At 64.2% G+C, this 18,291-nt stretch carries 18 protein-coding genes; 8 read left to right on the top strand and 10 right to left on the bottom strand.

The features are described from left to right. Nucleotides 1–28: 28 nt before the first annotated feature. The gene (gene recA, locus ACODS9_RS21435; protein ID WP_028690616.1) at nt 29–1,105 is read left to right on the top strand and encodes a recombinase RecA; all 1,077 of its coding nucleotides are present in this window, start codon (nt 29–31) and stop codon (nt 1,103–1,105) included. A 9-nt stretch (nt 1,106–1,114) separates the two neighbouring features. Beyond that, nucleotides 1,115–1,585 carry a recombination regulator RecX gene (recX, locus tag ACODS9_RS21430; protein WP_102681663.1) on the top strand — a complete coding sequence of 157 codons (471 nt, stop codon included), beginning with the start codon at nt 1,115–1,117 and terminating at the stop codon, nt 1,583–1,585. Between the two features lie 69 nt (nt 1,586–1,654). Here the strand turns inward: recX and ACODS9_RS21425 are convergent, their stop codons facing one another. After that, nucleotides 1,655–2,773, bottom strand: coding sequence for an LOG family protein (locus ACODS9_RS21425; protein WP_094010100.1), 1,119 nt, complete (start codon nt 2,771–2,773; stop codon nt 1,655–1,657). A 304-nt stretch (nt 2,774–3,077) separates the two neighbouring features. Here ACODS9_RS21425 and ACODS9_RS21420 point away from each other — a divergent pair, with 304 nt between their 5' ends. Continuing rightward, entirely contained in the window at nt 3,078–3,284 is a 207-nt protein-coding gene (locus ACODS9_RS21420; RefSeq protein WP_046857890.1) for a hypothetical protein, read from the top strand. 1 nt (nt 3,285) lies between these two features. Here ACODS9_RS21420 and ACODS9_RS21415 read toward each other — a convergent pair whose 3' ends face one another. After that, on the bottom strand, nt 3,286–3,705 hold the full coding sequence (locus ACODS9_RS21415; protein ID WP_046856783.1) for a quorum-sensing-regulated virulence factor family protein: 420 nt from the start codon (nt 3,703–3,705) through the stop codon (nt 3,286–3,288). Nucleotides 3,706–3,919: 214 nt separating this feature from the next. On the opposite strand from ACODS9_RS21415, the gene ACODS9_RS21410 reads away from it, so the two are divergent. The 3 genes from ACODS9_RS21410 (at nt 3,920) to ACODS9_RS21400 (ending at nt 5,980) form a co-directional block, all read left to right on the top strand. Next, complete coding sequence (locus ACODS9_RS21410) at nt 3,920–4,630, top strand: tRNA-uridine aminocarboxypropyltransferase (protein WP_094010099.1); 711 nt, start codon at nt 3,920–3,922, stop codon at nt 4,628–4,630. A 257-nt stretch (nt 4,631–4,887) separates the two neighbouring features. Next, nucleotides 4,888–5,538: a response regulator transcription factor ErdR gene (erdR, locus tag ACODS9_RS21405; protein ID WP_023631045.1), complete on the top strand. Its 651-nt coding sequence runs from the start codon at nt 4,888–4,890 to the stop codon at nt 5,536–5,538. Nucleotides 5,539–5,614: 76 nt separating this feature from the next. Next, nucleotides 5,615–5,980: a diacylglycerol kinase gene (locus ACODS9_RS21400; RefSeq protein ID WP_023631044.1), complete on the top strand. Its 366-nt coding sequence runs from the start codon at nt 5,615–5,617 to the stop codon at nt 5,978–5,980. A 3-nt stretch (nt 5,981–5,983) separates the two neighbouring features. Here the strand turns inward: ACODS9_RS21400 and finR are convergent, their stop codons facing one another. Further along, a complete protein-coding gene (gene finR / locus ACODS9_RS21395; RefSeq protein ID WP_023631043.1) occupies nt 5,984–6,910 on the bottom strand; it encodes a LysR family transcriptional regulator FinR in 927 nt (308 codons plus the stop codon). Between the two features lie 120 nt (nt 6,911–7,030). On the opposite strand from finR, the gene fpr reads away from it, so the two are divergent. Further along, complete coding sequence (gene fpr, locus ACODS9_RS21390; protein WP_046856781.1) at nt 7,031–7,810, top strand: ferredoxin-NADP reductase; 780 nt, start codon at nt 7,031–7,033, stop codon at nt 7,808–7,810. A 78-nt stretch (nt 7,811–7,888) separates the two neighbouring features. On the opposite strand, the gene tsaA is transcribed toward fpr, so the two are convergent. The 5 genes from tsaA to rimO form a co-directional block, all read right to left on the bottom strand. Then, on the bottom strand, nt 7,889–8,581 hold the full coding sequence (tsaA, locus tag ACODS9_RS21385) for a tRNA (N6-threonylcarbamoyladenosine(37)-N6)-methyltransferase TrmO (RefSeq protein ID WP_489094708.1): 693 nt from the start codon (nt 8,579–8,581) through the stop codon (nt 7,889–7,891). Between the two features lie 6 nt (nt 8,582–8,587). Beyond that, nucleotides 8,588–9,049 (bottom strand): YehS family protein, encoded by a 462-nt coding sequence (locus tag ACODS9_RS21380; RefSeq protein ID WP_094010097.1) that lies wholly within the window; start codon nt 9,047–9,049, stop codon nt 8,588–8,590. Between the two features lie 50 nt (nt 9,050–9,099). Further along, entirely contained in the window at nt 9,100–9,810 is a 711-nt protein-coding gene (locus tag ACODS9_RS21375; protein WP_489094707.1) for an rRNA pseudouridine synthase, read from the bottom strand. A 121-nt stretch (nt 9,811–9,931) separates the two neighbouring features. After that, nucleotides 9,932–10,390, bottom strand: a complete 459-nt coding sequence (locus tag ACODS9_RS21370; protein ID WP_489094706.1) for a GNAT family N-acetyltransferase — start codon at nt 10,388–10,390, stop codon at nt 9,932–9,934. Between the two features lie 85 nt (nt 10,391–10,475). Further along, complete coding sequence (rimO, locus tag ACODS9_RS21365) at nt 10,476–11,807, bottom strand: 30S ribosomal protein S12 methylthiotransferase RimO (protein ID WP_031315328.1); 1,332 nt, start codon at nt 11,805–11,807, stop codon at nt 10,476–10,478. 235 nt (nt 11,808–12,042) lie between these two features. Between rimO and ACODS9_RS21360 the strand changes: the two genes are divergently transcribed. Then, a complete protein-coding gene (locus tag ACODS9_RS21360; RefSeq protein WP_023631037.1) occupies nt 12,043–13,953 on the top strand; it encodes a potassium transporter Kup in 1,911 nt (636 codons plus the stop codon). 101 nt (nt 13,954–14,054) lie between these two features. On the opposite strand, the gene ACODS9_RS21355 is transcribed toward ACODS9_RS21360, so the two are convergent. Then, entirely contained in the window at nt 14,055–15,347 is a 1,293-nt protein-coding gene (locus ACODS9_RS21355) for a virulence factor family protein (RefSeq protein ID WP_367856872.1), read from the bottom strand. Continuing rightward, nucleotides 15,347–17,989, bottom strand: coding sequence for a bifunctional lysylphosphatidylglycerol flippase/synthetase MprF (gene mprF, locus ACODS9_RS21350; RefSeq protein ID WP_489094705.1), 2,643 nt, complete (start codon nt 17,987–17,989; stop codon nt 15,347–15,349). Before mprF ends, ACODS9_RS21355 begins: the two co-directional genes overlap by 1 nt. Nucleotides 17,990–18,291: the final 302 nt, after the last annotated feature.

The raw sequence follows: 18,291 nt of genomic DNA, 5'->3' as shown, positions 1-18,291 counted from the left end.
GGGCCACGTCGAACACGTGAGGATTTCAATGGACGACAACAAGAAGCGCGCCTTGGCTGCGGCCCTGGGTCAGATCGAACGCCAATTCGGCAAAGGCGCGGTCATGCGCATGGGCGACCACGAGCGCCAGGCGATCCCCGCCATCTCCACAGGTTCCCTGGGCCTGGACATCGCCCTGGGCATTGGTGGCCTGCCGAAAGGCCGTATCGTCGAGATCTACGGCCCGGAGTCTTCGGGTAAAACCACGCTGACCCTGTCGGTCATCGCCGAAGCCCAGAAGAACGGCGCCACCTGCGCCTTCGTCGACGCCGAGCACGCCCTCGACCCTGAATACGCCGGCAAGCTGGGCGTCAACGTCGACGACCTGCTGGTCTCGCAGCCGGACACCGGCGAGCAGGCCCTGGAAATCACCGACATGCTGGTGCGCTCCAACGCCGTCGACGTGATCATCGTCGACTCCGTGGCCGCGCTGGTGCCCAAGGCCGAGATCGAAGGCGAGATGGGCGACATGCACGTCGGCCTGCAGGCCCGTCTGATGTCCCAGGCGCTGCGCAAGATCACCGGTAACATCAAGAACGCCAACTGCCTGGTCATCTTCATCAACCAGATCCGTATGAAGATCGGCGTGATGTTCGGTAGCCCGGAAACCACCACCGGCGGTAACGCCTTGAAGTTCTACGCCTCCGTGCGCCTGGACATTCGCCGTACCGGCGCGGTCAAGGAAGGTGATGAGGTGGTTGGTAGCGAAACCCGCGTCAAGATCGTCAAGAACAAGGTCTCGCCGCCGTTCCGCCAGGCCGAGTTCCAGATCCTCTACGGCAAGGGCATCTACCGCAACGGCGAAATCATCGACCTGGGTGTTTCCCAGGGCCTGGTTGAAAAATCCGGTGCCTGGTACAGCTACCAGGGCAACAAGATCGGTCAGGGCAAGGCCAACGCCGCCAAGTACCTGCAAGAGAACCCGGCCATTGGTAGCGAGATCGAGAAGCAGATTCGCGATAAGCTGCTGACCGCCGGTGCTGCAGCCGCTGCAGCAGCGGCCGCCAAGGCCGGTGCCGCCGAAGCCGATGCCGATGATCTGGCTGACGCCGACGCCGGTTATTGATCTGCCTCCATGTCCGTCGTACTCGACACACCCGTCGCCGTTCGGCGGACAGCCATGGACCTGCTCGCACGCCGCGAGCATGGTCGCGTGGAGCTGACCCGCAAGTTGCGCCAACGCGGCGCTACCGATGAGTTGATCGAGCCTGCGCTCGATCGGCTTGCCGAGGAGGGGCTGCTCAGCGAGGCCCGCTACCTTGAAAGCTTCATACGCTATCGATCCGGCTCAGGCTATGGCCCTGGGCGTATCCGTGAGGAACTTGGTCAGCGAGGTCTGGACCGAGGCGATATCGACCAGGCACTGCGTGACAGCGAAGTGGACTGGGCGGTGCGGTTGAAGGAGGTGTGGCAGCGTAAGTTCTCAGGGCAACTTCCCCATGATCCACGCAGCCGTGCACAGCAAACGCGTTTTCTCGCCTACCGTGGGTTTTCCATGGAAATGATCGGCCGGCTGCTCAGCGGGCGCGATCTTGACGATTATTGAAGCGTGACCAGCATTGATGGCCCACATGGCTGACCCCGACCGGGGCCAGCCATGTGGGCCATTTTGCATTCAGTTCACCCGCAGGGCTTCCCGGGCTCGTTGGGTGGTGTGCATTGGCTGGGGCTTGGCCCAGTTCTCCGACAGGTTGATGAAGTCCACCAGTTCGCGCAGGCGACCCTGGTCACGGCCGTTGAAGGCGAAGGTCAGGCGTGTCAGGTGGCTGAAGTTGCCTTCTTCATGCTCCGCGCCACTGTCAGGCTGCTGGTGATACCTGCCGCTCAGGCGCAGGTCGGCAAAGCCTTCCTCCACGTCATGCAGCGCGGCCTCGCTCAAGGGATGGTGCATGCGGATGACGAACTGGTTCTTCAGCCACCGGCTGGAGTGGTAGTTGCTGTAGAACTGGTTGATTTCCTCCACCGCCTCGTCGGCACTGTGCACCAGGCGTACCAGCTTGAGGTCGCTGGGCAGGATGTAGCGGTTTTCTTCCAGTTGGCGGCTGATGAAGGCCAGGGCGTCCTGCCAGAAACTGCCACCGGGCGAGTCGAGCAACACCACCGGAACCAGCGGGCTCTTGCCGGTCTGGATCAGGGTCAGCACTTCCAGCGCCTCATCAAGGGTGCCGAAGCCTCCCGGGCAGAGCACCAGCGCATCGGCCTCCTTGACGAAGAACAGCTTGCGAATGAAGAAGAAATGGAACGGCAGCAGCTTGTCGGTGCCATTGACGGTTGCATTGGCATGCTGCTCGAAGGGCAAGGTGATGTTGAAGCCCAGGCTGTGATCGCTGCCGGCGCCTTCGTGGGCGGCGGCCATGATGCCGCCTCCGGCGCCGGTGATCACCATCAGGTCGGAACGTGCCAGCGTTGCGCCGAGCTCCCGGGCCAGCGCATACATGGGGTGCTCCAACGGCGTTCGTGCCGAGCCGAACACGGTAACTTTGCGTCGCCCCTTGTAATGCTCGAGGGTGCGGAACGAATGGTCGAGTTCACGCAGGGCCTGCAGGGTGATCTTGGCGTTCCAGCGGTTGCGGTCGTCGTGGGCCATGCGCAGCACGGTCAGCAGCATGTCGCGGTACAGCGGCAGGTTGGGGCTGTTCGGGGCAACCAGTTGCAGTTGCTCGTCGATCTTGCTCAGGTCGATGCCGTGGTCCCTGAAATGATTGAACAGCAGCTCGTTCGATTGGTAAGGCATTCAACGTCTCCTTCTGCAGCAAAACCTCTGACCGGGTCGATGGCAGGTCCCGGCCGCGACACTGCGTGTGTCGCTGGCTGCTGTGGCTCGAGTGTGCCCCCCGAGCGTTGCAGTAGGCCTTCAAGGCCATTGTTGCAGTGGCAGTTCCATCGCGTTGTCGTTGTTATGGGTACTCGTTATCAATCTAGACGCTGGGGCGCACTCGTGCCGCCACAGGCGTGCAATACCGCCTGTCAGACTGGATCCGATGATGGCAGCGCTTTGGTTAACTGGAGGCGGAAGAGTGATGCAGCGAGGTGGCGGTATGCACCGGCTGGTGATCGAGGTGGACGGGCAACTGTTGCAGTTGCTCGAGCGCGAGGCGAAGGTGCATCACCTGAGCCTGGAGGGGGAGTGCTTGCGTCGGCTGCAGGGGGGCGAGGGGCACTCGCCTTACCTGCTGGCCCTGTTGGCCGAGTTGCGCGCCGATGATGAGCAGCGGCGCGCCAGAGACAGCGATCAGCTGGCCTGAATCACTTTTTCTTGTTGCCAGCCGCGCAGCTGGCAGCGTCGAACGCCTGGTCCATGACCGGTTGGTTGGTCTTGTACACGGTGAAGCGGTAGACCATCACCGCGCCCTTGGACATCAGCTGACGGTAACCATTGTTACGGCAAACGCTGTCACCCAGCTGGCTGCGCACCTGCGCGGGGTTGGCCTGCATGCCTTGCGCATGCTCCTGGCGCACGCTCAGGTGATTGACCAGCGCCTTGCCTTCGACGGTATAGCCTTGGTCGAGGATGTCTTCGTTGATGGCCCGGGGGGTACCGACGCTGCTTTCCTTGGCGACCTTCTGCAGCATCTGGGTCAGCTCGTATTCCTGCTTGGAGGCAGCCTGGGCGGCCAGGGGCAGGGCGAGCAACAGGCTCAGGGTCGGGACGATAAGACGCAGCATGAATCTCTCCTGGTTCGATGACTGGCGCTTTGACCTGCGCCGGCGGGCGGCGTTCCATGAAACTGCTGGGGTTCCCCGGCCGCCTGAGCCGTTGATTATAAAGGAGCGGCCGTAAGGGCTGCACGGCAAATGACGTACGCTCTGGTAGACTCGCATTTTGTTTTTACCGAGTCGTCGTCGTGCCCCTTCCATCTTCCTGCCAAGGCCTGCAGCCATGAGCCACGCGGTAGCGCGGCTGCGCGCCGAGCGCCTGGCGCGCAGCATCAAACCCTTTGTCGCCCGCGGCTCGCGAGCCGAGCGCTGCCCGGATTGCCGGGTGATCGCCACGCACTGCCTGTGCGCGTGGAAACCGCGGGTGCCGGCAGACGCCGGTATGTGCCTGCTGATGCATGACACCGAGCCACTGAAGCCGACCAATACGGGGTGGCTGATTGCCGACGTGATCGAGGATACGTCCGCCTTCGGCTGGCTGCGTACCTCGGTGGACGAGGGTTTGCTGGCGCTGCTGGACGATCCGCGCTGGCAGCCTTACATCGTCTTCCCCGGCGAGTTCGTCAAAGAGGACCGTGTGGTCAGCGAGGTGGTGCGTGAACCGGGCAAGCGCCCGCTGTTCATCCTGCTCGACGCCACCTGGACCGAGGCGCGCAAGATGTTTCGCAAGAGCCCCTATCTCGACCGTTTCCCGGTGTTGAGCCTGCAGGCCGAGCAGATGTCGCGCTACCGCCTGCGCCGCTCCAAGCGTGACGACCACTTCTGTACCGCCGAAGTCGCCGCCATGTGTCTGGAATTGGCCGGCGACAGCCAGGCCTCGCAGGCCCTGGATGCCTACCTGGATGTGTTCAGCCTGCACTACCTCAGCGGCAAGCGGCGCCTGGCGCTGGATGAGCAGGACGAGGTCCACCAGCGTTTGCATACCTTCCTATAGTCCAAGGGGCAGGCACGGCGGATTGGTACATACTGTCGGGGCTGGCAGCCAGGGTAGGCGGGGACGACCGGGCAATTGGCTTGACCACCCGGGGCGTGCTCGGCATCCTTGGCGCCGCTTCGGGCACGACGAAGCTGCTGTTACCCCGGACTTCGCCGTGCCATCCCGGCCGGCGGCCCTGCCGTTCGCGCCATGAGTTGCCCGCCAGGCGTCTCCCGTACCCCCTGCGCCTGGTACAGAACAGGATCCCTAGATCGATGGCCACATACGAAATCCTGATTGCCGATGACCACCCGCTGTTTCGCAGCGCACTGCGCCAGGCCGTTACCCTCGGCCTGGGCCCGGATGTGCGCTTGGTCGAGGTGGCGAGCATCGCCGAACTGGAAACCAGCCTGACTGAAAAAGCCGACTGGGACCTGGTCCTGCTGGACCTGAACATGCCCGGTGCCTATGGTTTCTCCGGGCTGGTGCTGCTGCGTGGCCAATACCCGCAGATCCCGGTGGTGATGGTTTCGGCGCAGGAAGAGGCGGCGGTCGTGGTAAAGTCCCGCGAATTCGGCGCCAGCGGTTTCATCCCCAAATCCAGCGAGCTGAGCAAGATCCAGGAAGCCGTGCGCAATGTGCTCGACGGTGATGTCTGGTGGCCGCCGCAGGCGTTCGAGAAGGTCGATGTGTCTGCCGAGGCCAAGGCCGCCAGCGAAGGGCTGGCCAGCCTCACCCCGCAGCAGTTCCGCGTGCTGACCATGGTCTGCGAAGGGTTGCTGAACAAGCAGATCGCCTATGAACTGAGTGTCTCGGAAGCGACCATCAAGGCCCACGTCACGGCGATCTTCCGCAAGCTCGGCGTGCGCACCCGGACCCAGGCCGCGCTATTGTTGCAACAACTTGAATCGGTTTCGGCCAGCTAAATCCCTGCGCCTTCACGCTTTTTTGACTGCGGTTGAACTAGCCTGCTGGCCTTTTTCGGTGAAGTGACTGACACACATGTCGCCATTCAAGGGCCAGACCGGCCTCAAACGTATCTTCAATGCCGCTGGCTACTCGCTGGACGGCCTGCGCGCCGCGTTCAAGGGTGAGGCCGCGTTTCGCCAGCTGGTGCTGGTCAACGTGCTGTTGATCCCCACGGCCTTCTGGCTGCCGGTGAGCCGCGCCGAACGGGCGATCCTCATCGCCGTGTGCCTGCTGGGGCTGATCGTCGAGCTGCTCAATTCGGCGGTGGAGGCGGCGATCGATCGCATTTCCCTCGATCGTCACCCACTGTCGAAGAACGCCAAGGACATGGGCAGTGCCGCGCAACTGGTGGCCATGAGCATGGTTGCGTTGGTCTGGGGCGTGATCCTGCTCGGCTGACGTTCAGGCGATCGGCGGCAGCACGATCTCGTCGCTGCGCTGCACCCCTGCGGTGAAACTGCGGCACAGCTCGAGGAACTCGCGCATGGCCGAGGTCTGGTACTTCTGCTTGTGCCAGATGAAATAGAACTGCCGCGACAGATCCAGCGCCGGCGTCTCCACCGGTACCAGGCTGCCGCGGCGGAAGGCGTCGCGCAGCGCCAGGCGCGAGATACAGCCGATACCGAGGCCCGACTCCACCGCCCGCTTGATTGCTTCGGTATGTTCCAGTTCCAGGCGGATGTTCAGGTTGGCGCGATGATGACGCATGGCCTGGTCGAAGGTCAGGCGCGTGCCCGATCCTTGTTCGCGCAGGATCCAGGCTTCATGGGAGAGCTGCTCGATATCGGCATGGCCGGCCTTGGCCAGCGGATGCTGCGGCGCGCAGAACACCACCAGCTCATCCTCCACCCAGGGCTGTACCTCCAGATCGGGGTGGTTGCAGTCGCCTTCGATTAGACCCAGGTCAATTTCGTAATGGGCAACCTGTTGCACGATATGCGCAGTGTTCTGTACGTGCAGCTTGACCTGGCTTTCCGGGTGCACCTGCATGAAGCTGCCGATCAGCAAGGTGGCCAGGTAGTTGCCGATGGTCAGGGTGGCGCCGACCGCCAGCGAGCCGAATCCCGACTTGCCGTTGAGCAGGTCCTCGATTTCCTTGGCCTGGTCGAGCAGGGCCACGGCCTGGGGCAACAGTTGATGGCCCAGGGCGTTGAGGCTCAGGCGTTTACCGGCACGGTCGAACAGCTGGCAGCTGGACTGGCGCTCCAGTTCGGTGATCGAGGTGCTCGCTGCCGATTGCGACAAGGCCAGTACGCCCGCGGCCCTGGACACACTCTGGTGCTGGGCGACGGCGACAAAGACCTGGAGCTGACGAAGTGTGAATCGCATATCTATATAACCGATAACACATATCTTGATAATTCAGTTAACAGATATTGTCGCTGCCCCTAAACTATCGCGCAACTGCGCGTCTTGCGCGCGCCGCGTTTTCCTTCAGGAGCCCCATCGATGAGCAACATGAACCACGAACGTGTCCTCAGTGTGCACCACTGGAACGACACTCTGTTCAGCTTCAAGTGCACCCGTGATCCGGGCCTGCGCTTCGAGAACGGTCAGTTCGTGATGATCGGCCTGCAGCAGGACAGCGGCCGTCCGCTCATGCGCGCCTACTCCATCGCCTCGCCGAACTGGGAAGAGCACCTGGAGTTCTTCAGCATCAAGGTGCCGGATGGCCCGCTGACCTCCCAGCTGCAGCACCTGAAGGAAGGCGACGAGATCATCATCAGCAAGAAGCCCACCGGCACCCTGGTGCTGGACGACCTGAACCCGGGCAAGCACCTGTACCTGCTGAGCACCGGTACCGGCCTTGCGCCGTTCATGAGCGTCATCCAGGACCCGGAGACCTACGAGCGCTTCGAGAAAGTGATCCTGGTACACGGCGTTCGCTACGTGAACGAAGTGGCTTACCGCGAGTTCATCACCGAGCACCTGCCGCAGAACGAGTTCTTCGGTGAGTCGGTGCGCGACAAGCTGATCTACTACCCGACCGTGACCCGCGAGCCTTTCGAAAACCAGGGCCGCCTGACCGACCTGATGCGCAGCGGCAAGCTGTTCAGCGATATCGGCCTGCCGCCGATCAATCCGCAGGACGACCGTGCGATGATCTGCGGCAGCCCGAGCATGCTCGACGAGACCAGCGAAGTGCTGGACAGCTTTGGCCTGAAGATCTCTGCGCGCATGCGTGAGCCGGGCGATTACCTGATCGAGCGAGCGTTCGTCGAGAAGTAAGGCCAGCGGCATGAATGAAAAAACGCAGGCTTGGCCTGCGTTTTTTTATGCCTGGCATTGCGTCTTATCGACGCGACATCACTCCGGCGCCACCTCCAGCACCCGGATCACATCCGGTTGCGGATAATGCCAGCGCACCTGCACATCCCAGAACTTCACCCCATATACCCGCTCGGGCGGTGGCACCTGGTAGGCAGGGCGTGGGTCCTGCGCCAGGCACTGTTCGATCAGCTCGACCAGCGGTTCGCCCAGGCGCAGTGCGTGGGTGTGGGCCTGAGGCAGTGCGCCCTCGCTCCATTGCACACTGATCGGCTCCGGTGCATCACTGGCCATCAGGTTCGATGCCTCGGCGACGCTGTCCGCATATGGCACATAAGGCTTGATATCCAGCACCGGGGTGCCGTCTAGCAGATCGATCCCCGACAGCAGCAGGCGCCCCGGTTCGACGCCTTCCAGGCGTACCACCGACTGGCCGATGCCGTTGGGCCGATGGGTGGCTCGGGTGGCGAACACCCCCATGCTCTTGTTGCCGCCCAGGCGCGGTGGGCGCACCTTCAGCCGTGGCTTGTCCTCCAGTGCCTGGTGGAACAGGAACAGCAACCACACATGGCTGACCTGTTCCAGGCCTTCGACGGCATCGCCCTGGTCAAAGGGCGGCAGCAGCTCCAGCACGCCGCGGGCGGCCGGCGCCAGCTGGGGCTGGCGCGGGATGGCGAACTTCTCTTTGAAGCAGGAGCGAACGATGCCGACCGGCGAGACGGTATGCTGCATCTTGGCTCAGCCGCGCACGCGAAGGGTCAGGCCCTTGAGGAAGTTGCGCAGCAACTGGTCGCCGCAGGGGCGGTAGTTGTCGTGGCCAACCTTGCGGAACAGCGCGCTCAGCTCTGGTTTGGACACCGGGAAGTCGACGGACTTGAGCACCGCGTGCAGGTCGTCCTCCTTCAGCTCGAAGGCCACCCGCAGCTTCTTGAGCACGGTGTTGTTGGTCACCGGCACTTCGATCGGCTGAGGCGGGCGGCTGTCGTCGCGGCCGCGACGGTGAATCACCAGGCCGTCGAGGAAATGCGCCATGACCTTCTCCGGGCAGCGTACGAAGCCGGGTTCCTCTTCCTTTTTTACATAGGTGGCGATGGCCTCGACGGAAACCTCGAGGCCCGAGAGCTTGATGATCTCGGCCATTTTCTGGTCGTTGGCCTTGAGCATGTAGCGCAGGCTGCGCAGTACATCGTTGTGGTTCATTGCAGCGAATCCTGTTCTGTTGCCGCGTCAGTCATTGCGCGGCGGTAATGCTAGAAGCGTTCTGTAGCGGCCACGTAGCGCCACTGGCCCAGCGGTAGCTTGCCCATCGACACCCCGCCAAGGCGAATACGGCGCATCGCCAGCACCTTGAGGCCGGCGGTTTCGCAAAGCTGTTCGATCAAGCCCGGTTGCGGGTTCTTCAGCACGATGCGCAGGTTTTGCTCGTTCTGCCAGCTGGCCTTGGCCTTCGGCAGTTCGACACCCTTGCGCTCCACGCCACGGGCCAGGCGCTCGAGAGCGCCGGGTTTGGCTTCACCACTGACCTGGACGATGTATTCCTGCTCCATGCGGCGCAGGTCGGCCTCGAGCTTGCGGGTTACCCGCCAGTCCTGGGTGAACAGCTGCAGGCCAGTGGCGCCGGGCAGCAGCGGGACGATGCAGGCCTGGCGGGCGAAATGCCCATGCAACGGGCGCACGCCCTCGCGGTGCGCTTCGCTGAGGCTGGCCATGCTGATACTGGCCAGGGCGCTTGCGCTGTTTTGGCCGGCCTGCTGGTTGAGCAGCAGGGTGACCGGTTCGAGTGAGTCGGCACGAGCGCCCGGGAGCAGCTTGACCTGCTGTTCGGCGACTTTGAACTGGGGTTGTTCGACCACCACGCCATCGACCGTGACCCAGCCACCCTCGATGTACAGTTCGGCCTCGCGGCGGGAGCAGCCAAGCTGTTCGATGAGGCGTTTGGAGAGACGAATGGGTTCGGACATGGACACTGGCATCACGCGGAAGGGAAAGCCTTCATTGTACCTGCCTGGGCGAGGTAGCGGCTGCAAATCGATGTCATTTGCGCCATTTCGGAGCGGGGTAGTGGTTTCCTGAGCTTGCGTACTAGGACGTTGTACGAACAAGCCTCATATGTAGTAGGGGATAGGGCTGCCCTAGGCCGTCGATTTCCGAGCGGCCATAGATCTCGAAGCCTTCATGCAGGTAGAAACCCAGGGCTTGCGGGTTCTGTTCGTTGACGTCCAGGCGCTCGGCGTTCAATTCGTGCACCGCGTGGCGCAGCAGGCGCCGCCCGATGCCCTGGCCACGGTGTTCGGGCGCGACGAAGAGCATGTCCACCCGGCCGTTGGCCACTCCGGCAAAACCGAGGATGTGCCGCTTGCTGTCCTTGCAGCAGACCAGCATCACGGCATCCAGGTACTTGCGCAGCACGTGCTCGCGCAGCAGCAGGATGTAGCCCTCGGGCAGGAAGTCGTGGGTGGCCCGCACCGACGCCTCCCACACCCGGACCAGCTCGGGATAATCGCTCAGATGAGGTGTGTGCAGCGTGACGGTGGGCGACATCCTGTGATCCTCGGGGCCATTGAGGAAAACATAGATGCAAAAAAATACCCCGCCAGCTGGCGGGGTATTTTCAGGCGGGTTTCGCTCAGATGGGCTCGGCCCACATGTCGTACTCGTCGGCGTCGACGATGCGGCAGCGGACCTTGTCGCCCGGCTTGAAGCCGTGGTCGCCGTCGATGAACACGCTGCCGTCGATCTCCGGCGCGTCGAAGAAGCTGCGGCCCACCGAGCCCTGCTCTTCGACTTCGTCGATCAGCACTTCGATTTCCTTGCCGATACGCAGTTGCAGGCGCGCGGTGCTGATGGCCTGCTGGTGGGCCATGAAGCGGTCCCAGCGGTCCTGCTTGACGTCGTCCGGCACCTCTTCCAGGCCCAGGTCGTTGGCCGGGGCGCCTTCGACCGGCGAGTACTGGAAGCAGCCGACGCGGTCGAGCTGGGCTTCGGTCAGCCAGTCGAGCAGGTACTGGAAGTCTTCCTCGGTTTCACCGGGGAAACCGACGATGAAGGTCGAGCGGATCACCAGCTCAGGGCACTGTTCACGCCAGTTCTTGATGCGCGCCAGGGTGCGGTCTTCGAAGGCCGGGCGCTTCATCGACTTGAGCACCTTGGGGCTGGCGTGCTGGAACGGGATGTCCAGGTACGGCAGGATCTTGCCGGCGGCCATCAGCGGAATCACGTCGTCGACGTTCGGGTACGGGTAGACATAGTGCAGACGCACCCAGGCACCCAGGCTGCTCAGCGCCTCGCACAGCTCGAGCATGCGGGTCTTGACCGGGCGGCCGTTCCAGAAGTCGGTCTTGTACTTGACGTCCACGCCGTAGGCGCTGGTGTCCTGGGAGATCACCAGGATCTCCTTGACGCCGGCCTTGACCAGGCGCTCGGCTTCGCTCAGGACTTCGCCGACCGGGCGGCTGACCAGCTTGCCGCGCATCGACGGGATGATGCAGAAGCTGCAGCTGTGGTTGCAGCCTTCGGAAATCTTCAGGTAGGCGTAGTGACGCGGGGTCAGCTTGACGCCCTGGGGCGGCACTAGGTCGATCAGCGGGTTGTGGTCCTGACGCGGTGGCACCACTTCGTGCACGGCATTGACCACCTGCTCGTACTGCTGCGGGCCGGTGACCGACAGCACGCTGGGGTGCACGTCACGGATGCTGCCTTCCTCGACACCCATGCAGCCGGTGACGATGACCTTGCCGTTTTCCTTGATGGCTTCGCCGATCACTTCCAGCGACTCGGCCTTGGCGCTGTCGATGAAGCCGCAGGTGTTGACCACCACCACGTCGGCATCCTCGTAGGTAGGCACGACTTCATAGCCTTCCATGCGCAGCTGGGTCAGGATGCGCTCGGAATCGACCAGAGCCTTGGGGCAACCCAGGGAGACGAAGCCGACCTTTGGGGTGGCGGGAGTGGTGGACATGGCTAACCTCGGTATTGAATACAGGTCGCCCGGCCGGTAACGGGGGCGATCCTGGCGGGCGCTTTCGGCGCCTCTGATCAAAAAGTGCGCAATTCTAGCGAGCACAAGGTCGCTTTACCAGCAGAAATACGACGAACGCTGCGCTATGCTTCGCGCCGTTGCGCCGGGGTATCCGGGAGGGCCCGGCGCGGGTAGGCATTCAACCGGTCTAACAGGCCGTCTGCGGGAGTGGTCGATGGTTCAGGCAAGCAGTCATGCCGAAGGCGGGCACGCGGGGAAGCAGGGGGCGGCACGGCCGCTGGGCCTGCTCGTGGCGGCCGTTGGGGTGGTCTATGGCGATATCGGCACCAGCCCGCTGTACACCCTCAAAGAGGTCTTTACCGGCGGTTATGGCGTACAGGTCAACCATGACGGGGTGCTGGGCATCCTGTCGTTGATCCTCTGGTCGCTGCTGTGGGTGGTTTCGTTCAAGTACGTGATGTTCATCCTGCGTGCCGACAATCAGGGCGAGGGCGGCACCATGGCCCTGACCGCGCTGGCGCGGCGGGCCACGGCGCAGTATCCGCGGCTGCGCATGCTGATGGTTGGCTGCGGCCTGATCGGCGCCTCGCTGTTCTACGGTGACAGCATGATCACCCCGGCGGTGTCGGTGCTGTCGGCGGTGGAGGGCATGGGCCTGGCGTTCGAGGGTATCGACCACTGGGTGGTGCCGATTGCGCTGGTGGTGCTGGTGGCGCTGTTCCTGGTACAGAAGCACGGCACGGAAAAGATCGGCAAGGCCTTCGGCCCGATCATGGTCGCCTGGTTCCTGGTGCTGGCGGCGCTGGGCGTGCATGGGATCTCGCAGAGCCCGGAGGTGCTGAAGGCGTTCAACCCGGGTTGGGCCTTGAATTTCTTCATCGTCCACCCCGGCATGGGCGTGGCCATTCTTGGTGCGGTGGTGCTGGCGCTGACCGGTGCCGAGGCCCTCTACGCCGATATGGGCCACTTCGGCCGCAAACCCATTGCCCGTGCCTGGTTCGCCCTGGTGCTGCCGGCGTTGGTGCTCAACTACTTCGGCCAGGGCGCCATGCTGTTGCAGAACCCCGAGGCGGCACGCAACCCGTTCTACCTGCTGGCGCCGTCCTGGGCGTTGCTGCCGCTGGTGGGCCTGGCCACGATGGCCACGGTGATCGCCTCCCAGGCGGTGATCTCGGGGGCCTTCTCGCTGACTCGCCAGGCCATCCAGCTGGGCTATGTGCCGCGGATGCAAATCCAGCACACCTCCAGCGACGAGCAGGGGCAGATCTATATCGGCGCGGTGAACTGGGCGTTGATGGTCGGCGTGGTGCTGCTGGTGATCGGCTTCGAGTCCTCCGGCGCCCTGGCGGCGGCCTACGGCGTGGCAGTGACCGGCACCATGCTGATGACCACCATCCTGGTCTCGGCGGTCATGCTGCTGCTGTGGAAGTGGCCGCCGGTGTTGGCGGTACCGCTGCTGCTGGGCTTCCTGTTCGTCGACGGGCTGTTCTTCGCCGCCAACGTGCCGAAGATCGTGCAGGGCGGCGCTTTCCCCGTACTGGCGGGTATCGTGCTGTTCGTGTTGATGAGTACCTGGAAGCGCGGCAAGCAGATTCTGGTCGAGCGCATCGATGAAGGCGCGTTGCCGTTGCCGCTGTTCATCAGCAGCATCCGCGTGCAGCCGCCGCATCGGGTCGAGGGCACCGCGGTGTTCCTGACCGCGCGCTCCGATGCCGTTCCCCACGCGCTGCTGCACAACATGCTGCATAACCAGGTGCTGCACAGCCAGGTGGTGCTGCTGACGGTGGTCAGCGAGGACCGGCCGCGAGTGCCGGAGCATGAGCGTTTCGAAGTGGAAGCCTATGGTGACGGGTTCTTCCGGGTGCTGCTGCACTTTGGCTTCATGGACGAGCCGGACGTCCCGGCGGCGCTGAAGTTGTGCCACTTGGACGAGCTGGACTTCAGCCCGATGCGCACCACCTACTTCCTCAGCCGGGAGACGGTGATCGCCTCGCGCCTGGAGGGGATGTCGCGTTGGCGCGGGAACCTGTTCGCGTTCCTGCTGAAGAATGCCAACGGCAATCTGCGGTTTTTCAACCTGCCGCTCAATCGGGTGATCGAGTTGGGGACGCAGGTCGAAATCTGAGGGCTAAAGCATCGCGGGGCAAGCCCGCTCCCACAAGGCTTGTGTGACCTTGTGGGAGCGGGCTTGCCCCGCGATGGGCCGTGAAGCGGCCCCTTTCCTTATCATTTCTCAGCGACGTTGGCCTTTCCCTGGCGGGTCTCGATCTCACCGATCAGACGCTTGGCCAGAGCCGGGTAGTTTTCGTCGAAGTGGTGGCCGCCAGGCAGTTTCATGCGCTCACCCACGGCGGTCTTGTCGGTGCAGCCGCTCTCGTCAGTCTCTTCCACGCCATAGATGCACACCACCTTCGCCGCCGGCAACCTGGCCATCTCCGGCCCGGTTGGGGCTTCCTGGCCCTCCTTGCCGAGCCAGCCCTCCACCTCGATCTCGAAACTGCCACTGCGGGCGAACGCCAGCAGGATCACCGCATCGATGCGCTTCTGGTCGTCTGCGGACAGGCGGTTATAGATCGCCGGCAGCACGTCGGCGCCGAACGAGTAGCCGGTCAGCACGAAGCGCTTGGTGCCCCATTTCTGGCGGTAGTGCTGCATCAGCTCGGAGAGATCGGCGGCGCTCTGCTCCGGGGTCTTGTGCTGCCAGTAATAGCGCAGGGTGTCGATGCCGACCACCGGGTAGCCAAGCTTGGCCATCTCGCCGGCTACATCGCGGTCCAGGTCGCGCCAGCCGCCGTCGCCGGAAAGGAACAGGGTGACGGTGTCGGTGGTCTGCCCGGCCGGGACTTCCACCACCGGGATGGCCAGGGCGTTACCATCGTGACCGACCAGGGCCTGGGTCAACTGCGCCTTGAGCACCTGGGGCAGGTGGATGTCGTAGTCGGCGATGCTGGTCTCGGCGTTGGCCTGGTCGCGCACGAAGGCGGCGCTGGCGTCATCCGGGTTGTCGTTCCAGGCCACATTCCAGTGGCCATGGGCGGCGGACTTGGGTAGGGCGGCCTGGCAGCCGGGCTGCTCGACGGTGAAATCCACCGAGATGGCTCGCGCCTTGTCGTCGCCTTGCGCGGCCAGCCAGCGCCAGGCCTGGGCGGCGCCTGGGCCGATACCGGCAACCAGGGTCGGTTTGTCAGCCAGTCGGGTCAGAGCCTGGTCCATCGCGGCCTGCTGCTTGGCGCAGTCGGCCGGCGGCAGGACCACCTGCACCAGCTGGGCCTCGCCGGCCTGGCTCAGGTCGAGCAGTTGCTTGTCGGTCAGGGCCTGGTCCTGGGGCACGCCGATGGCCACCCGGGCCTTGGCATGCACGCCGGGAGTGGCGCGGGTCAGGGCGCTGCCGTCGTCGAGCGTGAGGTGCTCCAGGCGTGCCTCGGGGGCCGGGCGGGTCCACAGCCAGAAGGCCGCGCCACCGGCCAGCACGGCGAGCAACAGGGGAATCAGTACGTACAGCCAATAGCGTCGGATCATCAACGTTTCACCAATCCAGTCAGGCCGCCAGCGATCAGGGCGGCGGTGTCAGCCAGTGCCACCAGCGGGTCAAGCCCGGCTGGCACGGCCATGTAGCGGGGTTCCCAGTCCGGCTGGAACTTGTCCTTGAAGCGCCGCAGGCCCTGGAAGTTGTAGAGCTGTTCGCCGCGCTGGAACACCATCGAGCCCAGGCGCTGGGTCAAGGGGGCGCCACGCCGCGGCTGCAAGCCGGAAAGGGGGACCATTCCCAGGCTGAAGCGGCCGTAGTCGTGGCTTTTGTAGTGCAGGATCAGACCGACCATCATGAACTCCATGGTCAGCTTCGGTGCTTCTGGATGCGCGCGCATCAGGTCGAGGCTGGCCAGCTCGTTGCTGTGGGTCTCCAGCAGGTTGGCGAAGGCCACCGGACGGCCCTGGAAGCGGATCAGCGCGATGCGGAAATGCTGCAGGTACTCGGGGCTGAAGCGGCCGAGGGAGAAGCCTTTTTCGCGCACGTTCTTGCCGCTGAGCCAGGCGTCGGAGATCTCCTTGAGTGCCTCCAGCGGGGCGTGGCCAGGCTCATGGATTTCCAGGGCCAGGCCGTCGCGGCCGCCGCGGTTCCAGGTGTAGCGCAGGTCCTTCATCTCCTTGCCCTTGGCATCGATATCGAAGCGGCGCAGGTCGACCCGCGCTTCCTCGCCGAGCTTGATCGCGGTCAGGCCGATGTCCATGTAGAACGGCAGGTTCTCCGCACGCACCTGGTAGAACACCGGGCGGGCATGGTGCAGGTCGCACAGGTCGCGGAACTGCCAGATCATTTCGGCACGCTCCTGGGCCGGGCCGATCGGGTCGTACAGGGCTACCAGGCTGCGGCCGCGACGGGCATACATCAGGAAGGCGTTGTCGTTGGGGTGGAACAGCAGCGCCTTGTCACCGGTCAGGGCCAGGCCGCCATCGGGCTGGTCGGAGGCGAGCAGGATGCGGTTGGCGCGCTGCAGTTCATCTTCGTTGGGCAAGTGGATCACTGGCCTGGCGGTGCGCAGCAGCCAGGTCAGGGCAACGATCACCAGCAGTACGGCGCTGCCCAGCGCGGCGCGCAATCCCCGCGGCGCATCGGCATCAAGGGTGAACTGCCACCACAGTTTGTGGGTGTAGGGCACGTCCTGGTAGGCGAACAGCAGCAGCCATACCGAGGCGCCGACCACGCAGGCGCTGGCCACCAGATAGACCGGCGAGAACGGCAGCTCCAGCAGGCGGCTGGGACGGTAGAACGAGCGGCGGAACAGGGCGAGAAGGGCAGCGGTGAAGCACATCAGGCTGGCTTCTTCCCAGTCGAAGCCCTTGAGCAGCGACAGCACCGCGCCCACCAGCAGCAGCACGGTGGTCAGCAGCCAGGCGGCCGACAGGCGCCGGCGCAGGCCCTGGGCGAGCAGCAGGCAGAGCACGCCGATCAGGCTGGCGCCGAAGTGGGAGGCATCGATCAGGCGGTGTGGGATCAGGAAGCCCATGTGCTCCAGACGGCTATCGATCTCCGGGGTGGCGCCGGAGAACAGCAGCACCACGCCGGAAAGGAACACCAGGATTGCCAGCACCGGCGCGGCCAGGCCCGAGGCTGCGCGGATCGCCTGCTGGGTGACCATCAGCCGTCGGGCTTCGTTGGCCAGCAGCAGTACGCAGGCCACCAGCAACGGCATCACCACGTAGATCAGCCGGTACAGCAGCAGGGCGGCCGCCAGTGGCGCCGCGCCCAGCTGGTTGGCGAACGCGGCCAGCAGGATCGCCTCGAACACCCCGACGCCACCCGGCACATGGCTGAGCACCCCGGCGGCGAGGGCGAGCAGGTAGACCAGCACGAACGCGCCAAAGGGTGGGGCTTCGGGCAGCAGCAAATAAAGCACGGTGGCCGCGGCGGCGACATCCAGGGCGGTGATCAGCAGTTGCAACGCAGTCAGGCGTGCGCCTGGCAGGCGCAGGGTGCGGCGCCCGAACTGCACCAGCAGGTTGTCGGCCAGCGGCTGTTCAGGCAGGCGACGGCGGTACAGGCCCATGACCAGGGCTACCGCCGCGACCAGCACGGCGATGGCGATACCGCCCAACAGCGGTGCAGGCAAGCGCAGCGCCGTTGCCGCTGCCGGCAGGTCGCTCAGGGTGGCCAGTGCCGCCAGCGGCGGCAGCGCGCAGCCCAGCGAAAGGCTGGCGAACACCGTCATGCGCGCGACCTCTGCGGCCCCCAAACCTTGGCGGGCATAGAGGCGATAGCGTACCGAGCCACCCGACAGCATCGACAGGCCTATCGCGTTACCAATGGCGAAGGCGCTGAAGCCCCCGAGCACCAGGGTGCGAGGTGGCAGTTGCACGGCGGCATAGCGGCTGGCCGACCATTCGTAACCGAGCAGGATCACGAAGCCGACCAACGTGGCCAGCAGCGCGCCGAGCAGCGACTGGGTCGGTACGCTGAGCATCGCATCATGCAGGGCGTAGATATCCAGTTCGCTCAACAGATGGCGGCAGGCAATCAGGCCCATGGCGAACAGCAGCAATGTCAACGCCAAACCCAGCGGCTGACGGTACTTGCTCAGACGTTCCAGCCAGGGCAGGCGCTGCGCCGCCGCCGGCAAGGCCGTGGTCAACGGTGCCTGGGGCTCGGGAGTGGGGGCGGTCATGGAGTGCCTCGTGCGCAACGCGCGAGGTGAAGGCAAGGTACGGCCAAGTGAAAGTCCCTTTGGAAAAACGTATCCGAATATTACTCCGCGCCGGCGGCTTAATCTGTTTCAGGATAGTTAAAGATAGTTCATTCAGCCGTCTGCAAGGGCTGGAACAGGGCTTGGCGAGGAGGAATCGAAAGGGTATGGGCTGAATGCAACAAACCCCGCACTGTCTTGCGACAGGCGGGGTTTGTTCTGACGAATATGGTTGCGGGAGCCGGATTTGAACCGACGACCTTCGGGTTATGAGCCCGACGAGC

The organism is Pseudomonas sp. FG36 (assembly GCF_057809275.1).
This window is presented reverse-complemented; position numbering and strand designations above follow the sequence as displayed.